Raw genomic sequence first — 4,390 nt, forward strand, 5'->3', positions numbered from 1 at the left:
TTTAATATATAGCTAAATATTAATATTTAAAGGGAGAAAAATAAAAATGATACTTATAAAAAACGGTAGAGTAGTTGACCCAAAAAGTAAAAGAGATGAAGTATTAGATATAATCATAAAAGGAGATAAAATATCTAAAATAGGTAAATTTGAATCTACAAACGAATATAAAAAAGTTATAGATGCAAGTAATTGTATAGTTTCACCAGGACTTATAGATGTTCATGTTCATTTTAGAGATCCAGGATTTACTCATAAAGAAGATATAAAAACAGGTTCATTATCAGCTGCTAAAGGTGGATTTACAACAGTAGTATGTATGGCAAATACTAATCCTATAGTTGATAACAAAGAAACTTTAGAATATATAAAAGAAAAAGCTAAATTATCACCTATAAATGTTTTACAAGCATGTGCGATAACGAAAGGATTTAAAGGTGAAGAATTAGTAGATATGAAAGCTCTTAAGGAATGTGGAGCAGTTGGATTTACAGATGATGGACTTCCAATAATGGATAGTGATGTTATATATAAAGCAATGTTAAAAGCAAAAGAGCTTGACGTACCTCTTAGCTTCCATGAAGAAGATCCTTCTCTTATAACTGTAGCAGGAATAAATGAAGGTGAAATATCTAAAAAGTTAGGAATATCTGGAGCTAGTAATATTGCAGAAGATGTTATGGTAGCAAGGGACTGTATGATAGCTATAAAAACAGGAGCAAAAGTAAATATACAACATATAAGCTCTGGAGTATCTGTTGAAACTGTAAGAATGGCTAAAAAATTAGGAGCGAATGTATATGCAGAGGCAACACCTCATCATTTTACTTTAACAGAAGAAGATGTATTAACTTATGGTACAAATGCTAAAATGAATCCTCCTTTAAGAACTGAATTTGATAAGAATAAAATAATAGAAGGGCTTAAAGATGATACTATTGAAATAATAGCAACTGACCATGCACCTCATACTTATGATGAGAAAAATGTAGAGTTTGCTAAAGCTCCAAGTGGAATAGTAGGTCTTGAAACTGCATTAGCTCTTGGTGTAACTAACTTAGTAAAAAAAGGTCATTTAAGTATGATAAAATTACTTGAAAAGATGACTATAAATCCAGCTAAGCTTTATAATCTTGACTGTGGATATATAAAAGAAGGAGCAGTAGCTGATTTAGTAATATTTAATGAAAATGAAAGCTATGAGGTAAATAATTTTGCTTCTAAGTCTTCTAACTCTCCATTTATAGGACATAAATTATACGGAAAAATAAATTACACTATATGTAGAGGTAATATAGTGTATGAGGATAAATAAATTTAAGCAATGTATATAGCTTATAGATTACTAACGAGTAATCTCTTTTTTAATATAATTATTTATAAATAGCTTTAATAGGATCTAATTTAGATGCTTTAATAGCTGGAACAATACCAAATACAGTACCAGTAACTACAGTAGTCATACTTGCAAATAATAAGCTATTTATATTAGGTATTGCTTTAAATGGTAAATAGCTAGATGCATAATTAACAACTATAAATCCAATTAATATACCGATTATACCACCTAGCACAGTTATAAATATTGCCTCAACTAAAAACTGTATTAATATATCTAAAGGCTTAGCTCCAATAGCACGTCTAATACCTATTTCTCTTTGTCTTTCCATTACAGATACATACATTATATTCATAACACCAACTCCACCAACAAACATAGAAATAGCAGTTATAAGAGTTACAAATTTATTTATAGTAGATATCAAAGACTCAAGCTCTTTAGTAGCTTCAGTAGGATCTTCAATATTATATGAACCATTTATATCTGGATGAAGTTCATATAATTTGTTTATAACATTTTCAGAAACTTCATTAATATCATATCCTTTAGATACTACTAAATCTAGAGAATATATCTCCTGAGGATATGAAAACTCATTCATTAAGTTATTAAATGCCTTACTTGGCATATATGAAGTAATATAGTTTATATCGTCATAATACATATTAGCTTCTTTATCACTTTTTATAGAACTTTCATTAACAATACCAATAACCTCRTATATRTGATTATTTATACTTATCCCTTTACCTATAGCATTTTCTGCCTTACCAAATAAATCAATTGCATTTTGTAAAGTGATTATTATGACTTTTCTATTAGTATCATCATAAGAAAAGCTTCTACCGTATACTGGTAATAGTTTATCTTCAGCTTTAAATTCTTTAATTTCTACATATGTAGTCTTTTTATTGAAATATGCATCGCCATAATACATAGACCCAATACTAAAATCATCTTGACTAGAACTGATTCTTTCAACCCCATCTATAAATGATAACTCATCTATATCTTCTAGTTTAAATGGATTTAAAAAGCTTTCCATATTAACCATATTAGAATCGTTAGGTTCAAAGTATATCCTAGTTTTATTTGGATTTAAACTATTTACAGAATCTATAACTTCTTTCTTTAAACCATTTCCTATAGAGCTAACAAGTATAGATGAGGTTATACCAATTATAATCCAAATCAGAGTAATGAATACACGTAACTTATGACCTTTTAAATTTGTTAAAGAACTTTTAATTACACTCATAGTTAGCCTCCTCATATAAAACACCATCTTTAAGCTTTATAACCTTAGTAGCGTATTTTATTAAATCAGCATCATGTGTAACCATTATTATAGTTTTACCTTGATTATTTAAATCTTTTAAAAGTTCCATAATATCATTACTAGTTTCACTATCTAATGCACCAGTAGGTTCATCAGCAAATATAAGCTTAGGGTTATTAACTAATGATCTAGCTATAGCTATACGTTGCTGTTGACCTCCAGAAAGTTGTAAAGGCATGCTTTTAATTTTATCTAATAGGCCAACTTGTTCTAATTTTTCTTTTATTATATTTTCTCTTTCTGATTTATCTAACTTACCATCATAAATTAGTGGAAGTTCAATATTTTGATAAACATTTAATGTTTCAATTAAATTAAATTGTTGAAAAATAAATCCAATATGTTTATTTCTAAATGTAGAACGTTGATTTTCATTTAAATTACTTACATTTTCATAATTAAAAAAGTATGAACCATCATCAAATTTATCTAAAAAGGCTAGGACATTAAGTAATGTAGTTTTACCGCTACCTGATTTACCCATTATCATTACAAAATCGCCTTCTTCTATATCAATATTTAATGATTTTAAAACATGAAATTTTTCTTTACCCACCTTATAGTATTTATTAATATCTTTAAGCTTTATTAGACTATTCACTTTGTGCACCTTCAGTATTAGCTTCTAAATTATCTACAGTAATTAAATCTCCTTCACTCATTTCTTCTGATGGGTATCTAACTATAATATCTTTTTTATCAAGTCCACCTTTTATAACAGTAAATTCATCATTTTGACTTTGTATTTCAACTATTTGTTTTTTTAATATTCCATCAAARCTTTCAAATACATATGGCTTATCATTTTCATCTTTAAGTATAGAAGTAGTTGGAACTTTACATAAGTTATCAGTTATTTCTATACAAGCTTGTACATGGAATCCATTAACTAAATCTTCTTGGTTTTCGAATGATACATTAATATCATAATAAGATAGAGAAGAGTTTGATATATTATCACTTTGGCTAGTTGATGGTCTATCAGATATTGAGCTAATTCTACCTGATACTTTTTTATTTGTAGATAAAACCGTTACACTAACGGGGTCATCAATTTGAAGTTTAGATAAATCTTCTTCACTTGTTTGGCCCTTCATATAAAATGTAGTACTTTGAAGCGTAATAGTTGAACTATATTGAGAATCCATACCGTTATCATTGAAATAAACTTTCCCAGCAAATGGAGCAGTAGTATTTATATAAGCCTTTTTATTTAATGCTGATACTTGAGCTTCTAATTTATTTATTTCAGATTCTATTAAAGGGTCATTTTCAGTAGAAGCGTTTTTTAGTTCAGTTATTTGAGCTTTTAATAGATCTATTTCATTTAATACATCTTCATTTTTTACTGTAAATAAAAGATCTCCTTCTTTAACAATCTTTCCATTTGTAACGTTTAATTTACTTATTTCATCCTCTGATGGAAGAGTAAAGTCTTTAGATTTTGTTGGTAAAATAACTCCATTTATAAATATTTTTTCATTATCTGCAATAGTATAAGTTTCTACATAATTTTCTTCAGCTAAAGAGCTATTAGAATTCTTATTAATGTAAGTTATGCCTACTGATAGTGAAGCTAATAATATTACACCAACAGCTATTGCAACTTTTTTGTTTTTGAATTTCTTAAAAAAAGACATAATTTCCCCCTTATATTACTAGTTGTATTACTATATATTAAATTATAATGTAAAAATGTAGTAATAATC

The 4,390-nt window shown here is 27.4% G+C and carries 4 protein-coding genes; 1 reads left to right on the forward strand and 3 read right to left on the reverse strand.

The genetic code is table 11. From position 1 onward, the window contains the following. Positions 1 to 46 precede the first annotated feature (46 nt). Entirely contained in the window at positions 47 to 1,315 is a 1,269-nt protein-coding gene (locus G3997_RS04250) for a dihydroorotase (protein ID WP_296648620.1), read from the forward strand. A 58-nt stretch (positions 1,316 to 1,373) separates the two neighbouring features. Here G3997_RS04250 and G3997_RS04255 read toward each other — a convergent pair whose 3' ends face one another. Genes G3997_RS04255 through G3997_RS04265 form a run of 3 tightly spaced genes read right to left on the reverse strand, consistent with a single transcriptional unit; the run spans position 1,374 to position 4,321 of the window. Next, complete coding sequence (locus G3997_RS04255) at positions 1,374 to 2,600, reverse strand: ABC transporter permease (RefSeq protein ID WP_296648624.1); 1,227 nt, start codon at positions 2,598 to 2,600, stop codon at positions 1,374 to 1,376. After that, positions 2,587 to 3,282, reverse strand: coding sequence for an ABC transporter ATP-binding protein (locus G3997_RS04260; protein WP_296648627.1), 696 nt, complete (start codon positions 3,280 to 3,282; stop codon positions 2,587 to 2,589). Before G3997_RS04260 ends, G3997_RS04255 begins: the two co-directional genes overlap by 14 nt. Beyond that, a complete protein-coding gene (locus G3997_RS04265) occupies positions 3,275 to 4,321 on the reverse strand; it encodes an efflux RND transporter periplasmic adaptor subunit (RefSeq protein WP_296648629.1) in 1,047 nt (348 codons plus the stop codon). The genes G3997_RS04260 and G3997_RS04265 overlap by 8 nt, the downstream gene beginning before the upstream one ends. Positions 4,322 to 4,390: the final 69 nt, after the last annotated feature.

The sequence above is a fragment of the Romboutsia sp. 13368 genome (assembly GCF_018336475.1).
GTDB lineage: Bacteria > Bacillota > Clostridia > Peptostreptococcales > Peptostreptococcaceae > Romboutsia.